This window comes from Yersinia similis, from assembly GCF_001053095.1.
Classification (GTDB): Bacteria; Pseudomonadota; Gammaproteobacteria; order Enterobacterales; family Enterobacteriaceae; genus Yersinia; species Yersinia similis.
Genome location: NZ_CGBP01000005.1, coordinates 162727 through 180447 on the forward strand (window position 1 = coordinate 162727; position 17721 = coordinate 180447).

Sequence of the window (17721 nt, forward strand, 5' to 3'; positions counted from 1 at the left end):
AGGCAGGGGCATAAAAACCCCTGTCTTATTTTTTGTAGGTTATGACACCCGTGCTACTTTTTCAGCCACTAAAGCCGCATTGGCAATATCGCGCTGTGCCAATACCCGTTCAACAGTATCAACCACCGCTTGGATCTGCGGATCTATCTCGATATTAACCCGATGCCCTAGTCGTTTTTTACCTAGAGTGGTACGAGACAGCGTTTCTGGAATGAGATGAACACAGAAACGATTACCCACAACCTCGCCGATTGTCAGGCTGATGCCATCAATGCCAATAAAACCTTTATGTAACACATATTTCATCAGATCTTCGCTGGGCATACGAAACCAAATCTGACGGTTATTTTCTGATGTGTATATTTTAGCAATCTCTGCAGTACAGATAATATGACCGGACATAAGATGACCACCAATTTCATCGCTGAATTTAGCCGCCCTCTCCAAGTTAACCTTGTCACCGACGTTTATATCCCCCAAATTAGTGAGGCGTAATGTTTCCTTCATCAAATCAAAACTGACACGATTACCCTCAATATGCGTCACAGTGAGGCAGCATCCATTATGAGCAACCGACGCCCCCAATGCCAACTCAGGCAGCATATCAATAGGCAGTTCTACAACATGTGTACGGAAATTAGATTTTTCTTCGATGGCCACCACAGGCCCGGTGCCTTGAACAATACCGGTAAACATACGCCATGCCTCTTATAAGTTATCTGTAAAAAGAAATATTATCTGTGTTAATTTTGCCTCAGAAAATCAGGAAAACCAAACCACTTAGAGCAAAAAAGACTATTCAGGATATTTGGTTGATATTTAATTACAAGGATTGCTTAACCTCGGTGAGAAGGTACAATATTTTATTGCTTTCCCACTATTTTATTTATCATCGCCTGATGATAAATCGTCATGATTTAAAACATAATTAGAAAGGTGCATACGTGCAGAAGTATATAGTTGAAGCGCGTAGCTTGTTAGCTCTCGCTATTCCCGTTGTCATCGCGCAACTGTCTCAAACCGCTATGGGTGTTGTTGACACGATCATGGCCGGCTCTGTCAGTGCAACTGACATGGCGGCGGTGGCGGTAGGCACGTCTATCTGGCTACCCGCTATTTTATTCGGACACGGCTTGTTACTCGCACTGACGCCGACTGTTGCCCAGCTTAATGGTTCAGGGCGCCGTAACCAAATTGCCCACCAAGTCAGGCAAGGGTTTTGGCTGGCACTCTGTGTTTCCGTGTTAATTATGCTTGTGCTCTATAATAGCGACCACGTTATTAAACAAATGGATAATATTGACCCCATACTGGCGCAAAAAGCCGTGGATTTTCTGCATGCCATCATGTGGGGTGTGCCAGGTTATCTATTCTTCCAGGTTCTGAGAAATCAGTGTGAAGGGCTATCTAAGACTAAACCGGGGATGGTTATCGGGTTTGTTGGCCTGCTGGTTAATATCCCGATTAACTACATCTTTATCTATGGCAAGTTTGGCGCGCCGGCTTTAGGTGGCGTAGGCTGCGGAGTGGCAACAGCCTCTGTTTATTGGGTGATGTTCCTGATGATGAGATGGTACGTGACGCGCGCCCGTTCTCAACAGGATATCAAACTGGAAAAAGGATTTGCCGCGCCCGACTGGCAGGTAATGAAACGTTTAAGTGGCCTTGGCCTGCCCGTCGCCTTGGCCCTCTTTTTCGAGGTCACCCTGTTCGCCGTCGTCGCCCTGTTGGTCTCGCCACTGGGTATTGTTGCCGTTGCCGGGCACCAGATTGCACTCAACTTCAGCTCATTAATGTTTATGTTACCCATGTCGCTGAGTGTGGCTGCAACAATTCGTGTCGGGTTTCGTCTCGGACAAGGGGCGGTGGAACAGGCTCAGGTTGCAGCCTATACCAGCATGGCTGTCGGTTTATTGCTGGCCAGCTTTACCGCTGTATTTACCATTGTTTTCCGTGAACATATTGCGTTGTTGTATAACAAGACACCTGAAGTGGTTACCATGGCGTCCCATCTGATGTTGCTGGCGGCACTTTATCAGTTGTCTGATGCCGTTCAGGTTATTGGGAGTGGTGTCTTGCGGGGCTATAAAGATACGCGTTCCATTTTCTTTATTACGTTTACCGCTTATTGGCTTCTCGGGTTACCTAGCGGCTATCTTCTGGGCTTGACCGATTATATCCTCCCTGCGATGGGGCCTGCTGGTTTCTGGATAGGTTTCATTATCGGTCTAACAGCTGCGGCTATTCTGATGGTGCTGCGCATCCGTTGGCTGCAAAAACAACCTACTGCGTTTATTCTGCAACGGGCAGCCCATTAGCTTATGGTTGGAGTGGGGCTCCCCCCCGCTCCGCCATAAAACACGTGTAGGGGCTTCGCGCGGTTAGTCTCAAAAAAAGGGAGTATCCCCAACGACATGTGGATGAAAAAACAGCGCAATGGATAAAAGCACAGCGATTACGTGAGCTTACAATAAATATTGCGTTTTTCCTCTTGCCAGCAGACGGGCAGCCCGTTAGTATTCGTCCCCGCTGTCACCGTTGATAGTAGACAATAATAGATGCGTCCGTAGCTCAGTTGGTTAGAGCACCACCTTGACATGGTGGGGGTCGATGGTTCGAGTCCATTCGGACGCACCACTTTTATTGCATGGTAGTCAGTCTGATTTGATAGCTGTTTTACCAGAAAGAATTATGTGCGTCCGTAGCTCAGTTGGTTAGAGCACCACCTTGACATGGTGGGGGTCGATGGTTCGAGTCCATTTGGACGCACCATTCTGGCATTGTTGTTGGTCTGTGTTTTTTATCCAGCACGCCTTTCAAACAGCATGTTTTTTACTCAAGTTTTTTATCCGGATTGGTTTTTACCCAGTATCGTTATTACCCTGCGTTCTTAGCTCAGTTGGTTAGAGCACCACCTTGACATGGTGGGGGTCGATGGTTCGAGTCCATTAGAACGCACCATTTCTCTTCTCCTGCAGTACTCATCTATTTCTCCCTTGTCAGTTCCTGATTGCTGGTTGATTTTTGCTACTGATTCGATTTGTCTATTGAGCCAATTTTTCTATTGATAATGTTCACAGTCTGCCACAATGAAGCGCCATAAGTGAGCTGGAATTTTTAAATACTCCCCTATTTACTGTCAAAAAAATCAACAAACAAATAACTTGCGCAACAAATTAAGATTTAATCTACGTGTTTGCGTCATTAATCCCTACTTTTTACAAAAAACGGCAATGAGTTCCTGTTTTCTATTTCATTTCCCGCCACTTACCGCTTATAATACGGACCGTCGTTTCAGTTGAATGGTTTCAGCATTTTGATTATCCGATACGCTAAAAAAATACAACTCTCATTTATGCCATCGTGCTCTGATCATGCGCTTAGTCTCGCGCTAAAATTTTCCGCTCAACTTCCACCACTGTCATCTATCCTTAGTAATGTTTTATTTCTTGGTCACGTTTCGCTACACCCAACACCAATCAGATACCACTCCGTTGTTGTAAATAACGGAACTTACACTTTTTATCCATCACAACTTGTAGAAAAAATCCGTCATGAAAAAGACTAAAATTGTTTGTACTATCGGTCCAAAAACCGAATCCGAAGAAATGCTGACAAACCTGCTGAATGCTGGCATGAACGTTATGCGTTTAAATTTCTCTCACGGTGACTATGCAGAGCACGGTCAACGTATCAAAAACCTCCGGGCTGTAATGGCAAAAACAGGCAAAAAAGCCGCTATTTTGCTGGATACTAAAGGCCCGGAAATCCGGACCATGAAACTAGAAGGCGGCAAAGATGCTGCGCTGGTTGCAGGTCAGACCTTCACATTCACAACTGATCAAAGCGTTGTCGGTAACGACAAAATTGTTGCGGTAACCTACCCAGGCTTCGCCTCTGACCTGAAAATTGGTAACACTGTTCTGGTTGACGATGGTCTGATCGGCATGGAAGTCACAGAAGTCACTGAACACACCGTTGTATGTAAAGTATTGAACAGTGGCGATTTGGGTGAAAATAAAGGCGTTAACCTGCCAGGCGTATCTATCCAACTGCCTGCATTAGCAGAAAAAGATAAAAGCGACCTGATCTTCGGTTGCGAACAAGGCGTTGATTTCGTTGCAGCCTCCTTTATCCGTAAACGTTCTGATGTGCTGGAAATTCGTGAACACCTGAAAGCACACGGTGGCGAACATATCCAGATCATCTCTAAAATCGAAAATCAGGAAGGTCTGAATAACTTCGACGAAATCCTGGAAGCATCTGACGGTATCATGGTTGCCCGTGGTGACCTAGGTGTTGAGATCCCTGTTGAAGAAGTCATCTTCGCGCAGAAGATGATGATCGAGAAATGTAACCGTGCACGTAAAGTTGTTATTACTGCAACTCAAATGCTCGATTCCATGATCAAAAACCCACGCCCTACCCGTGCAGAAGCTGGTGACGTTGCAAACGCCATCCTTGACGGTACCGACGCGGTCATGCTGTCCGGTGAAAGTGCTAAGGGTAAGTACCCATTAGAGTCTGTCACCATCATGGCGACCATCTGTGAGCGTACAGACCGTGTTATGCCTAGTCGCATTGAGTCACTGAACGACAACCGTAAAATGCGTATCACTGAAGCCGTTTGCCGTGGTGCTGTTGAAACCGCAGAAAAACTGGAAGCCAAAGTGATTGTGGTAGCAACCGGTGGGGGTAAATCTGCAAAATCCGTACGTAAATACTTCCCTACTGCGACCATTCTGGCACTGACTACCAATGAAATGACGGCTCATCAGTTAATTCTGACTAAAGGCGTAATCACTCAGTTGGTAGACGAAATTGCCTCAACTGATGATTTCTACCGCATCGGTAAAGAAGCGGCTCTAGCGAGCGGCCTGGCACAAAAAGGCGACGTGGTCATCATGGTTTCTGGTGCTTTGGTACCAAGCGGTACAACCAATACCTCTTCAGTACACGTGTTATAATTCCAACGCGTTATTGTTCAATAATTAAAACGCCGCTCTCTATAGCGGCGTTTTCTTTTTTAAAGCTTGCCTAATAAACTTTCTGAAAAAATTTTACTTTATCCTAACCCCGCAACAGTGCACCTTAGAAATAAGACTTGTCCCATGGAACCCAGCTGTTTTGCCTCGTTTTTTTAACTTTTTTTTAAAGCAAGATGATTCTTTGAGCTAACGAGCAAAATAAACCCCTCTAATACTAAAATTTTATTCTCTTTCGAAAAAACTTTGTGTAATACTTGTAAGGCTACATGGAGATTAACTTAATCTAGAGGGTGTTAATAATGAATCGTACTAAACTTGTACTGGGCGCGGTAATTCTGGCTTCTACTATGCTGGCTGGTTGTTCAAGCAATGCTAAAATTGATCAACTGTCTTCTGACGTTCAGACTCTGAACGCTAAAGTTGACCAACTGAGCAACGACGTGAACGCAGTGCGTTCTGACGTTCAAGCAGCTAAAGACGATGCAGCACGTGCTAACCAACGTCTTGACAACCAAGCTCAAGCTTACAAGAAGTAATATTACTTCCTGAATGAAAAATGGCGCACATTGTGCGCCATTTTTTTTGCCCTACGGAAATGTTTGTCGTACAGAAATAAACGTCTGACAATCGCTCTCCTTGATGTCATTACCTCTTCCATACTAATACTGACCGACGACTCAATACTGACAAACGACTCCCCAGTTTGGCGTGGTACCGCATGCTTGCTTATATTTCGATGATCACTTCTCGCACTGGCTTTAATATTCTGACTTTCACAACGACAAAACTCTAAAGCCCGGAGTGCAATTCTGGCTTTACCACGATGGAGAGCCACCATGATAAAGCACAGACCAGTGATTAGTTATTTGCTGAATAAACCGGGCCGGGCTGAACCAGCTTAGGCGTTACTGGCTCTTCTGTTGGTTGTTGCTCTTCAGGTTGTGCCTGTTGCTCCCCCTGAGGCGCTACAGCAGCGGGTGCTTGCTGAGTAGAGGTTTCACCCACAGTAACAATGATTGGCATACCAGAACGGCGTGCAATCGCATCCTGAACCGCTTTAGCATCAGTCTGGTTATCGTTAATGAACTTCTGCAAGCCACTGCCGATCGCGATTGGCATCGTTTGTGGATCATCACTGTCTGCGCGAGACAATGGTTGATGAACTTCAACGTAACGTTTGCCATCAGGTTCAATGGCATATTTAACAGGTTCGTTGATGATCTGTACGCGAGTGCCTTTAGGTACTGAATTGAACAGCGTTTCAATGTCATCTGGACGTAAACGGATACAGCCAGAGCTGACACGTAGGCCGATACCAAAGTTGGCGTTAGTACCATGGATCAGGTACTCCCCCCTTCCTGCGGACAGACGCATAGCAAACTGCCCCATAGGATTGTCAGGACCGGCCGGAACCACTGATGGCAAGGTGATACCTTCTGCCAAATAGTTTTTACGGATGTTCGCGGTTGGCGTCCAAGTTGGGTTAGGGATCTTCTGGCTAACAGAGGTAACCATGGTTGGTGTATTACGCCCTAACTGGCCAATGCCGATTGGGTAAACAATAACTTTGTTCTGACCTTTAGGGTAATAATAAAGGCGCAGTTCAGCCAGGTTGATAACGATACCTTCACGCGGGGTGTCAGGCAGCAACATCTGGTTCGGGATAGTCAGTACTGACCCCGGTAATGGCAAGTAGGGATCAGTCCCTGGGTTTGCTTCCAGCATACCCAGCAGGCCAATCTTGTAGTCGGCTGCAATAGCCTCCAATGGGCGACCATCATTTGGAACAGTAAAGGTTGTATTTTCGCCAATTAAGCGACTATTAGCGGGCGGCAGAGGATACTCGTTCGCATTGGCAGCAGTGATACTACCTGCCAGACAAGTTGCGAATAACATACCAATCAAAGTTAATGCACGTTTCATGCTTAGTTCCTACATCACTTCTTCAAATTCGGTTTACACGGCTATCTACGTTAATTTTAGCAGCCAATAATAAGGCAAATGTATAGTAACAGTCCTTATTATAAAGGCAATTTATTTCTCTAAAAATCAATGTGTTACAAAGTAATGTATTGTGGTTTTTTTAGCATAAGCGCCGATTTAAGCTGCTGAAATCTCACCATTTTAATACTGTGACTCGCAACGCAAAAATGGTCAGAGCCCAATAAATAAAGAGCAAAATATTAGCCTGCATCAATACGCTGATAAATCGACAACTTTAGTGCGAATGGCGCGGATCATCGCCTCCAGGCCTTGTGAGCGTGAAGGTGTCAAATGCTGGCTAAGTGCTAAATCAGCAAAGAATGGACGCACATCCAGAGAGACTATCTGTTGAGGTGTTAAATTGTGATAAAGGATGAATACCACGGCGACCAGACCTTTAACGATAGCCGCATCGCTATCACCGGCAAATATCACATGGCCTTCAGCAGATAATGTCATCGCGATCCAGACCTGACTCTGGCAACCGGAGACCAGATTCTCTGGGTGGCGCTGCTGTTCGGTCAACGGGGCTAACTGCCCGCCTAGTTCAATGATATACAGGTATTTTTCTTCCCAATTTAAACAACGGGAAAAGTTGCGAATTAATTTATCTCTATCTGGCAAACCAGCCATAGCATGTTTCCTGAATACGTAAAAAATAAAAGCCGACTGCTGAAAGAATAGTCGGCTTTGGTGTTGCCTGTCGTGGGTGGTTAGACACTCACCCCAGCAATTTTTCGATACGCTGTAATCCTGCCACCAACCGATCAACATCCTCGCGGGTATTATACAGCGCCAGTGAGGCACGACACATACTCGGCACCTGATAGAACGCCATCAGCGGCATCGCACAGTGATGACCCGTACGAATAGCAATACCGTATTGATCAAGAAAGCTACCCACATCATAGGCATGGTGCTGGCCCAGATTGAAGGCTATAACCCCGGCACGTTCTGTTGGGCCATACAGTGTTAGGCTCTTAATCTGCTTTAGTTGCTCCAATGCATAATGCATCAGCGATTGTTCATACTGTTGGATCTGCAAAAGCCCCAACTCAGTGACATAGCCAATGGCCGCACCAAGCCCCATGATCCCCGCAGTATTAGGTGAACCGGCCTCAAAGCGCCAAGGGGCGTCAGCAAACGTAGTGCCTTGCGTCAAACTGACTGTTTTGATCATCGCCCCGCCCCCTTCCCATGGCGGCATCTGTTGTAACAACGCACTTTTGCCGTACAGAATCCCAATACCCGATGGACCGTACAGTTTGTGCCCTGAGAAAACATAAAAATCACAGCCCAGCGCCTGAACATCGACTGGCTGATGCATAACCGCTTGCGCACCATCCACCAGCACCAGCAAACCGGCGGCTTTTGCCTGAGCCACAATATCCTTAATCGGGTTTACCGTCCCAAGCACGTTGGAGACCTGGGTCAGCGCCAGTAAACGTGTAGTGTCATCAATCAACGCTGTGAGGGCGGTTATCTCCAACTCACCGGCAGCCGTCAGTGGCCAAACACGGATTTCAACACCGAGATCTTGCGCCAACATCTGCCAAGGCACAATATTGGCATGGTGTTCCATTTCGGTAATGATAATGCTATCACCCGCAGTAAGGAAATGGCGGCCGTAACTGTTAGCAACCAAATTGATTGCTTCAGTGGTGCCTCTGACAAAGATAATTTCTTCTGCGGATGCGGCGTGGATAAAATCAGCCACTTGAGTGCGTACCGCTTCCATTTGCTGAGTCGCTTCAGCACTTAAGGTGTGAATGCCACGATGAACGGCCGCATAACCATCACGGTAAAAATGAAGCTCTTTGTCAATGACTACCTGAGGCTTTTGCGCACTGGCGGCGCTGTCCAGATAAACCAATGGCTGCCCATTGACCTGCCGGCTCAACAGAGGAAAATCAGCTCTTACACGCTCAATAGGAAAACTCATAAGGACTCCCACGCCAAACGCTCGGCAATACGTGCTAATACTTGTTTACGAATGGCTTCATTGTGGATAGCTTCAGTCACTTCAGCAGCAAACGCAAAAATGATCATCTGCTGCGCATCAGCCTGATTGATACCACGCGATTGCAGATAAAATAGTTGCTCCGCATCAATACGCCCGACGGTAGCGCCATGGCTGCATTTCACATCATCGGCATAAATTTCCAACTGAGGTTTGGTATCGACTTCTGCTAAATTGCTCAACAGCAGATTGTTGTTAGTCATCTGCCCGTCAGTTTTCAACGCATGCTGAGCGACTTTAATCATGCCGTTAAAAATAGCCTTACCCCGCTCACGCACCATGACTTTATGTAACTGGCGGCTTTCGCAGTGGCCTTTATTATGTTCTAAATAAGTTCGGGTATCGCAAATCTCGCGCCCAACAGGTAGCAGCAGGCTATTAATCGATAACGACGAACCTTCACCATTTAACTGGCTGCTGGTGTTATGACGCATTAGCCCCGCTCCCAGCAGGAAACTGTGGCTACGCGCCCGAGCATCACGCCCCAAGATCAGATCGTTATGGGCAAAGTGATAACTCTTAGGGGTTTCAAACGCCAACTTACAATGATTCAATTCAGCATTATCACCCACCGCGATTGTCAGCCGCGCTCCGGTAAAATGGGGCTGCTCATTGAGGCTGACAAAGTGCTCTATAACTTCAGCCTGTGCGTTCGCCTCAACCACCAGATGATGGCGAGAATGACTCGTATTCACAATATTCGAGCTGTTACCTGCACTGATATGCAGAAGATATAAGGGTTTGTCACTGTGTTTGCCTACGGGTAACCGAATATGCAGACGTTCCTGCGCCAAACTTTCTGTCAGGTGTAAAAACACCTCTGATTGTATGGCTGTGGGGAACAGCATATTTTCAGCCGCATGCGTTAACTGATAAGGGCCGTACTCATGGTCACTCAACGTCGGCGAAAACTGGCCATTAATGAAGACCAAACGGTGAGCATTGGGTACCAGAGACAGTGCATCACACTGCGCTGTTGTCACCTCTGGCGCATGGGAAAAACTGAACTCATGCGCCAATAAACGCTCCAGCGGCGTGTATTTCCAGTCTTCATGTTTAACGCCGGGGAACCCCAGTTGCAGCACCTTCTGCCAATGGCCGCGGGCATCTATGGAGGGTTCAATCTGACGCTGTTTAAACAACTGACCGAAATGCTTTAATGCATCAATCCGCTGTTGTTCGAGTCGCTGCAGTTCTAACCGCTGTCTTTCCAGAACGTTACTGTTGGTCGGTAAGCCAGCCATAGCCTTGCTCCTCCAACTGTTTCACCAACGTGAAATCACCCGATTTAATGATCCGCCCCTGATACAACACATGGACAAAATCAGGTTTAACGTAATCTAAAATACGTTGGTAGTGGGTAACGATAATAAATGAGCGGTTCTCATTGCGCAGAGAGTTAACGCCATTTGCCACTATTTTCAGGGCGTCAATATCCAGCCCAGAATCTGTCTCGTCCAGAATACACAACGAAGGCTCTAATGCTGCCATCTGCAGAATATCATTACGTTTCTTCTCACCACCAGAGAACCCCACATTGACCGAGCGGGTTAGCAAATCAGCTGGCATTTTCAGCAAGGCAATTTTTTCTTCAATAAAATCAGAGAAATCAAAGCGGTCTAATAGCTCTTGCTGACGATATTTACGCACGGCATTAACCGAGGTTTGCAGGAAGAAATGGTTACTGACACCTGGGATTTCTACCGGGTATTGGAAAGCTAAAAACACACCTTCCCCTGCACGATCTTCTGGAGCGAGTTCGAGTAAGTCTTTGCCTTTAAAAGTGACTTCACCTTCGGTGACTTCATACTCTTCGCGCCCTGCCAATGCGGCTGACAACGTACTTTTCCCTGAGCCGTTCGGCCCCATGATAGCGTGTACTTCACCCGGTTTGATCTCCAAGTCTAAACCTTTGAGGATTTCATTACCTTCAACGCTAACTTTCAAATTCTTAATACTTAACATAGAGTTCCTTGGTGCGCCGTGACGCAAAACTTTATTTATACCCTCGTTTTTAAGACGGCAGGGGGTTGGCGCTCTCGTTACTCGTCCCATCCACGAGCCCCAGCCCTACAAGGCCGCTGTAAGCCGTGTTCCTGCCTCTTGAAATCTATTAGGTATATGCCGCAAATATTTATTCGGTTAACAATCAGCCAACACTGTGCTCCAAACTGATGGCTAACAACTTTTGTGCTTCGACGGCAAATTCCAGTGGTAACTCGGAAAATACGTCCTTACAAAAACCGTTGACGATCATTGAAATAGCATCATCTTCGCTGATACCGCGCTGCAAGCAATAGAACAGTTGATCATCACCAATTTTTGATGTTGTGGCTTCATGTTCCAACTGCGCAGTGTTATTTCTGACCTCCACATACGGGAACGTATGGGCACCAGAGTCTGGACCAATTAGCATAGAGTCACATTGTGTGAAATTGCGGGCATTATCAGCCCCGGGCAGGATCTTCACTAAACCACGGTAGGTATTCTGGCTATGCCCGGCGGAGATACCTTTGGCAATAATTGTTGATTTGGTGTTTTTGCCAATATGAATCATTTTAGTGCCGGTATCTGCTTGCTGATAACCGTTGGTTAGTGCCACCGAGAAGAATTCCCCCACAGAGTTATCCCCTTGTAGGATCACACTTGGGTATTTCCAAGTAATCGCTGAACCGGTTTCTGATTGTGTCCATGACATTTTCGATCCTTCGCCTTCACACAATGCACGCTTGGTCACGAAGTTCAGAATACCGCCCGTACTGTCAGAGCCTGCAAACCAGTTCTGCACGGTGGAATACTTCACCTCTGCATTTTTGTGCAGAATGACTTCGACTACTGCCGCATGTAACTGATAGGTATCGCGCACCGGTGCCGAGCAACCTTCGATGTAGCTGACATAACTGCCTTCGTCGGCAATAAGGATAGTTCGCTCAAATTGCCCGGTTTTAGCCGCATTGATACGAAAATAAGTGGATAGCTCCATCGGGCAGCGAACACCTTTTGGGACATATACAAAGGTGCCATCAGAGGCAACCGCAGCATTCAGCGCGGCAAAAAAGTTATCTTTAGCCGGAACCACCGACCCCAGATATTTCTGTACTAAATCAGGGTATTCCTGAATAGCCTCGCCGAATGAGCAGAAAATGATCCCCTGACCCGCCAGTTTTTCCCGATAGGTGGTTGCTACCGAAACCGAGTCAAAAATAGCATCAACGGCGACTTCAGCCCCTTCCCGTACCGGGATCCCCAATTGGGCAAAGGCAGACTCTACCTCAGCGGTCAGGTATTCGTTAGCATTGCTTGGCGCACTACCGTCAGCAGAGGATTGCTGCACGGCTCCGGGCTGCGAATCACAGTTATCATCACAACTGCCACAAGATGGCGCAGAATAATAGCTGTAATCTTGGTAATCCAAGCCTTGGTAATGGGCCTTCAGCCAGTGAGGTTCTTCCATCTCGAGCCAACTTCGGTAAGCTCCAAGGCGAAACTCAAGCATCCACTCAGGTTCATTACGCTTCGCTGAGATAGCACGGACGACCTCTTCGTTGATGCCCTTTGCCAGCTCATCAGTGGCCAAGTGTGTAAAAAAGCCCTCTTTATAACGACCATCACTGACCCAAGCCTGCACATCATCTGGAATTTCTACATTGCTTCGTGTCATTTAGTTTGCATCACTCAAACGCCAAAACTCTCGCCACACCCGCAGGAATGCTGAGCTTTAGGATTATTAAATTTAAAAATCTGGTTTAGCCCTTCGCGGACATAATCCACCTCGGTCCCGTCGATAAACGGCATCGCTTTTAATGGCACGTAAAGCCTGGCGCTACCCTGTTCAAAAACCAGATCATCGCTGGCAGGCTCTTTAGCCATATCCATGACATAGGCAAAACCGGCACAACCGGACTGTTTGACGCCGAGCTGTAGCCCTTTTATTTGTGGGTCTTGTTGCATAAGCCGTGTAATTTGCGCGGCAGCACTGTCAGTAATCGTCACGCCTTGCCAGTCATTATCGTCGAGAGAAAATGTCCCAACTGATTCTTGTTGCATATGCTCTACCTTATGTTTCTCTATCGCCCGATGAGTTATTACTTTTCCGGCTAAAAGTTATTAGGTTAAACGTTTTCAGGTTGAAAATTTGCTGGCTGATTATTGGTGGCTCAACACAGATTATTCACAATGGTAGTGATAATAATTATCACTTCAACCGTTTGTTTTGCAGGGATATTAGGAAAAGTGCCGTTTTGACCTCGAATGAGGTGGCAACGAGCGAAGCATGCTGCGATACCCAAGGAGGTCCAAAAGAAAAAACACTCTTTTATCACCATGAAATAAATCGATAAATTTCGCGGCAATACTAAAAACCCTTGCTATGTCAGAGGCCAATCACCATCAGCATCTGCGGTTTTAAAACATTCATAGAAAATACCTATTTCTACATTAACTTTAGCTGAAAACCGCCATGGAGGAAACCTCACGCCGGTATTCTCAGTATTGAGCTGGGGAGTGAGGCTAAATCAGGAATAAGTTTCGAAGATAAGTGCCCGTGATAGAGGGGGAGCGCAAAACGAGAATTGAACCTGCCAGGGACAATGAAAAACCCTGACAGGGGAACGGAGGATATTGGCAAAAAATGACTACGTTAGCGCGTCAAGACGGCGATTGTTAAGCGGGAAGTACAACACAGATGTTCCTGCTCATCAAAAATCTCAATCTGCCAGACCTGATGACTACGCCCCACATGAATAGCACGGCAACAGCCCCTGACTTTGCCTGAGCGAACTGATTTTAGGTGGTTGGCATTGATCTCCAACCCCACCACTTGTTGCCCCTCCACGGTACACAGATAACCTGCCATTGAGCCAAGAGATTCCGCCAATACAACCGAGGCTCCCCCATGAAGTAGACCAAAAGGCTGAGTCGTGCGGCTATCTACTGGCATTGTTGCCTCCAGTTCATCATCAGACAAGCGGGTAAATTCAATCCCCAGATGCCCAACCATGCATCCCTGGCTTTGCTGATTTAGCTGTTCCAATGTCGCTGCGCGCTTCCAAAGCATTTATTCTCTCCTGTTATCAGTTCACCAGTAAGGGCCTTATCATTATTCAGCCATATAACTATTCAGCCATATAACTACTCAGCCCCGTATCACACCAGCTCGAGTAAGGCTTGCAACGGATGCCGTAGGCCATTACCTTCAATACGTTTAACTTGGCTACGGCAGGAATAACCGGTCGCTAAGCAGCGCTTACCTGGCAATTTTTGCAATGCTTGCTGCCATGATAGCGCATAGATACCCAAAGAATTATCAACGTTCTTCGCCTCATGACCGTATGTACCGGCCATGCCGCAGCATCCAACGCTGACATTTTCAAGCCTTGCACCATAACGTGAAAAAATGGCGGCCCAATGCTGACTGCTGGCAGGTAGTGCCGTTGTTTCAGTGCAATGCCCAAACAAATACCAAGACTCACCACTGATTTGCTGCTCTGGTTGATCAGCCAGAGTCGTTTGTAACCACTCATGAACCAGTTGCACCGTGAAATCACCCCGTGCATCACCCAAAATTTCTTTATATTCGTCGCGATAACAGAGCACCAGCGCGGGATCAACACCCACCATCGGCATACCTAATAACGCAATACGATTGAGGAAATCCGCTGTTTTACGTGCTGTTTTCGCAAACCGCTGTAGGAACCCTTTGATATGTTGCGCTTTGCCATTGGGTGAAAAAGGCAGCAGGACAGGATTAAAGCCCAGCTTTTCCACCAGCAAGACAAAGTCCGCCACCACTTGTGCATCGTAATAGCTGGTAAATGGATCCTGCACGATCAACACATGCTGGCGGCGTTCTTGCTCGCTCAGTTTCTCCAATTGTTCCAGTGTCATGGTACTGGCGTAATGGCCGGATAACGCCTGCTTCAACGTTGGGCTGGAGAGCATAGGTAAATCAACCATACCAATGCTTTTATGGCTTAACGCCCGTACCCACGATTGTTTCAAAAAGAAATTAAAGACCTTGGGGGCCTTGGCCATCAATGGGGCATAACTTTCCACCCCTGCCACCACGTAGTCACGTAATGGGCGGTGATAACGGGTGTGATACAGTTGGAGGAAACGGGAGCGGAACCCCGGTACATCAATTTTTATCGGGCACTGTGTCGAACAGGCTTTACACGCCAGACAACCAGACATGGATTCTTTCACTTCATGTGAGAAATCATAGACCCCCTGACTGGCCTGCCAACTGTTGCGGGTCTTTTCAATCAGGCCGCGCAAACTTGGTCGCTTGCTCGCTAACCCTTTCTCCAGAGCTACGGGGTCAACACCTTGCTCTGAGAGTAATCGTAGCCACTCGCGCACCAGCGTTGCTCGCCCTTTCGGGGAGTGAATGCGGTCACCGGTGATTTTCATCGATGGACACATTGGGCTATGCACATCAAAGTTAAAGCATAAACCGTTGCCGTTACACTCCATCGCACCACGGAACGAGGTTCTCACCTCTAGCGGAATACGCCGATCCAGCGTACCGCGTTTGTCTACGCTATCGACCTTCATCATCGGGGCATCACTACCTAACGGTGAGCAGATTTTCCCTGGATTCAGTCGGTTGTCAGGATCGAATGCCGACTTAATGCGGCGCAGTTCGCTGTATAACACGTCACCGAAAAAGTCGGGGCTGTATTCTGCCCGAAAGCCTTTACCATGCTCCCCCCACAACAAGCCACCATAGCGGGCAGTGAGTTCTACGACCTGATCGGAGAGCTGTTTCATTAATATTTCTTGCTGTGGATCGCACATGTCCAATGCGGGACGAACATGTAATACCCCCGCATCAACATGGCCAAACATGCCATACGTAAGGTTGTGGCTATCTAACAATTGACGGAATTCAACAATATAATCAGCCAAGTGGTGAGGAGGTACGCAAGTATCTTCAGCAAATGGAATAGGCTTTGCCCGCCCTTTGCTGTTACCAAGCAAGCCCACCGCCTTCTTGCGCATGCCATAGATACGCTCAATACCGGCTAACTCGCTGCAAATCTGATAACCAATCACCCCACCTTGTCTGGCGGACATCAACTCATCTAAGCGTTGGCACAGCGCGGCCATCTGGGTGTCGATTAACGCGGTATCATCACCGGCAAACTCAACAATATTCAGCCCCAGCATCTCTTTATCTGGAACGTCAGTGATCAGTTCTTTGACCGAGTGCCAAACAATATCTTCTTTGGCTAAATTAAGAACTTTAGAATCAACCGTTTCCACCGATAACGCTTTCGCCTCCACCATGAAAGGCGCATTGCGCAAGGCTGAATCAAAGGAGTCATACTTCACATTCACCAAACGGCGAACTTTGGGCAACGGTGTAATATCCAACGTAGCTTCGGTAATAAAGGCTAATGTCCCTTCAGCGCCGGTTAAGATCCGCGTTAAATCAAAAGTTTGTAGGTCATCACTAAACACGTGACGTAAATCATAACCGGTCAAAAAACGGTTTAATTTGGGGAATTTCTCTAAAATCAATGCGCGCTGTTCACGGCAACGGTTAAGGACGGTGTGGTAAATGCGCCCCACCACCGAGTCTTCCTGCGCGATCGTTTCCGCTAATGACGTCGGTATTGCCTGGGTGTCTAACATCTCGCCACCCAGCAAAATAGCACGCAAACCCAAGACGTGGTCTGAAGTTTTGCCATACACCAATGACCCCTGACCAGAGGCATCGGTGTTAATCATTCCCCCCAGAGTGGCGCGGTTACTGGTAGAAAGTTCCGGCGAGAAGAAAAAGCCAAATGGCTGCAAGTACTGATTAAGCTGGTCTTTTATCACTCCAGCCTCAACCCGCACCCAGCCTTGTTCTGGGTTAATCTCCAGAATGCGGTTCATATGGCGCGACATATCAACCACAATCCCGCGATTCAACGCCTGACCATTGGTTCCTGTTCCTCCACCACGTGGCGTGAATACCAATGATTTAAAACTCTCCAACCCTGCCAGGCGGCCAATTAGCGCCACATCCGCCGTTGAACGAGGGAAAACCACTGCATCAGGGAGTAGTTGATAAATACTGTTGTCCGTAGCCATGGTCAGGCGATCGGCGTAATTAGTAACAGTATCGCCGGTAAAACCGTTTTGCTTCAAAGCGTCCAAAAAATCCAGTACCGACTGAATGACACCCGGTGCCTGAGAAATTTGTGGGATCATTAGTGTGACCCTATCTATATATGAGTTTATTTTTAATGTATGCGCGGTCACTTTACGTGATTTATAAGTATCAAACCGCCTTTGCGCTTCTGTTTTTAAACGTTATCGCACATACCGTTACCGCTAAGAGATTATCCGTTAGCAATAACCTTTGTCGAATAATTTATGTCAATTCAGAACGATGGGAAAGTGATGGGTATCGACTGAGGGCAAATAGGGTAAAAATATATTAAATATCAAAATATTATATTGTACAAATTGCAGACACAATATATTAAAATGGTGCTATCCAGCCATGCTTAGTTGATTAACTCTAATTTTTACTACGCGATAGCGTTACAGATTTTTCTCATTAGAGCATGACGGGTATAACTGTTAAAAACACAATAAATACATCATGATTATACCCAATAGATTTCAAAATACAGGACGGCGGCAAGCAAGAGACAAGTGGGTCTGGCCCCCATTTGAACAGTATTTATGCTGCCCACAGGGTGATTCGGGTGACAACCTGCCGGGAGCAGAGTT

At 46.9% G+C, this 17721-nt stretch carries 13 protein-coding genes and 3 tRNA genes; 6 read left to right on the forward strand and 10 right to left on the reverse strand.

Going from position 1 to position 17721, the window contains the following annotated elements; genetic code table 11:
- Positions 1–39 precede the first annotated feature (39 nt).
- Entirely contained in the window at positions 40–696 is a 657-nt protein-coding gene (locus tag AC971_RS06100) for a riboflavin synthase (protein ID WP_025384030.1), read from the reverse strand.
- Between the two features lie 248 nt (positions 697–944).
- On the opposite strand from AC971_RS06100, the gene AC971_RS06105 reads away from it, so the two are divergent.
- From AC971_RS06105 to AC971_RS06130, 6 genes are all read left to right on the forward strand, one after another.
- Positions 945–2318 (forward strand): MATE family efflux transporter, encoded by a 1374-nt coding sequence (locus AC971_RS06105; RefSeq protein WP_025384031.1) that lies wholly within the window; start codon positions 945–947, stop codon positions 2316–2318.
- Between the two features lie 242 nt (positions 2319–2560).
- A tRNA-Val gene (locus tag AC971_RS06110) sits at positions 2561–2637 on the forward strand.
- Positions 2638–2695: 58 nt separating this feature from the next.
- Positions 2696–2772 (forward strand) — tRNA-Val (locus AC971_RS06115).
- A gap of 112 nt (positions 2773–2884) precedes the next feature.
- Positions 2885–2961, forward strand: a tRNA-Val gene (locus AC971_RS06120).
- Between the two features lie 593 nt (positions 2962–3554).
- Positions 3555–4967 (forward strand): pyruvate kinase PykF, encoded by a 1413-nt coding sequence (pykF, locus tag AC971_RS06125; protein WP_025384032.1) that lies wholly within the window; start codon positions 3555–3557, stop codon positions 4965–4967.
- A gap of 320 nt (positions 4968–5287) precedes the next feature.
- Positions 5288–5524 (forward strand): major outer membrane lipoprotein, encoded by a 237-nt coding sequence (locus AC971_RS06130; RefSeq protein ID WP_025384033.1) that lies wholly within the window; start codon positions 5288–5290, stop codon positions 5522–5524.
- Between the two features lie 322 nt (positions 5525–5846).
- Here AC971_RS06130 and AC971_RS06135 read toward each other — a convergent pair whose 3' ends face one another.
- The 9 genes from AC971_RS06135 to ydiJ all read right to left on the reverse strand — a co-directional run bounded on the left by AC971_RS06135 (position 5847) and on the right by ydiJ (position 17193).
- Positions 5847–6911, reverse strand: coding sequence for a L,D-transpeptidase family protein (locus AC971_RS06135; protein ID WP_025384034.1), 1065 nt, complete (start codon positions 6909–6911; stop codon positions 5847–5849).
- A 270-nt stretch (positions 6912–7181) separates the two neighbouring features.
- Entirely contained in the window at positions 7182–7604 is a 423-nt protein-coding gene (gene sufE, locus AC971_RS06140; protein ID WP_025384035.1) for a cysteine desulfuration protein SufE, read from the reverse strand.
- A gap of 88 nt (positions 7605–7692) precedes the next feature.
- Positions 7693–8913: a cysteine desulfurase SufS gene (sufS, locus tag AC971_RS06145; protein WP_025384036.1), complete on the reverse strand. Its 1221-nt coding sequence runs from the start codon at positions 8911–8913 to the stop codon at positions 7693–7695.
- Positions 8910–10235 (reverse strand): Fe-S cluster assembly protein SufD, encoded by a 1326-nt coding sequence (gene sufD / locus AC971_RS06150; protein WP_025384037.1) that lies wholly within the window; start codon positions 10233–10235, stop codon positions 8910–8912. Before sufD ends, sufS begins: the two co-directional genes overlap by 4 nt.
- The gene (gene sufC / locus AC971_RS06155) at positions 10210–10956 is read right to left on the reverse strand and encodes a Fe-S cluster assembly ATPase SufC (RefSeq protein ID WP_025384038.1); all 747 of its coding nucleotides are present in this window, start codon (positions 10954–10956) and stop codon (positions 10210–10212) included. Before sufC ends, sufD begins: the two co-directional genes overlap by 26 nt.
- A 184-nt stretch (positions 10957–11140) precedes the next feature.
- Positions 11141–12652 carry a Fe-S cluster assembly protein SufB gene (gene sufB / locus AC971_RS06160; RefSeq protein WP_025384039.1) on the reverse strand — a complete coding sequence of 504 codons (1512 nt, stop codon included), beginning with the start codon at positions 12650–12652 and terminating at the stop codon, positions 11141–11143.
- 14 nt (positions 12653–12666) lie between these two features.
- The gene (gene sufA, locus AC971_RS06165; RefSeq protein WP_002211809.1) at positions 12667–13038 is read right to left on the reverse strand and encodes a Fe-S cluster assembly scaffold SufA; all 372 of its coding nucleotides are present in this window, start codon (positions 13036–13038) and stop codon (positions 12667–12669) included.
- Between the two features lie 592 nt (positions 13039–13630).
- The gene (locus tag AC971_RS06170; protein WP_025384040.1) at positions 13631–14047 is read right to left on the reverse strand and encodes a hotdog fold thioesterase; all 417 of its coding nucleotides are present in this window, start codon (positions 14045–14047) and stop codon (positions 13631–13633) included.
- Between the two features lie 89 nt (positions 14048–14136).
- Entirely contained in the window at positions 14137–17193 is a 3057-nt protein-coding gene (ydiJ, locus tag AC971_RS06175; protein ID WP_025384041.1) for a D-2-hydroxyglutarate dehydrogenase YdiJ, read from the reverse strand.
- Positions 17194–17721 lie beyond the last annotated feature (528 nt).